We start from the raw sequence: 308 nt of genomic DNA, 5'->3' as shown, positions 1-308 counted from the left end.
ACCGAAAATGCACGCCCAAAGAAATGCTTGCCGAAATCAAAAGCTATACCGGCCGCCCCTATCTGAAATTCAGACGGCCTGAAGGCGATTTAAAAGAAGCCCAAACCAAGCTTCAAGAAACATGGGAAAAAATTTGCAACCAGTTGGAAGACTTGGAAAAAGCGTTTTGGGCAATCTTCCCCAAACTTAATGGCCAAACCTACAAAAGAAAAACCTTTGAAAATGTTTTTACCGATTTAAAAACAAACGCCGAATCCAGCCGTCTGCCCCGCCTGAGCAAACAAACGCTAGGGAAATTAAGCCTCTTC

The 308-nt window shown here is 43.8% G+C and carries 1 pseudogene; it reads left to right on the top strand.

Features of this window, described 5'->3' with window-relative positions:
• Window positions 1-308: pseudogene (locus ACTHS3_RS17600) on the top strand (UvrD-helicase domain-containing protein); the annotation flags it as partial.

The organism is Neisseria sp. P0009.S007 (assembly GCF_051962515.1).
Note: the sequence above shows the minus strand (reverse complement) of the source record. Positions and strands in the feature narration are given on the sequence as shown.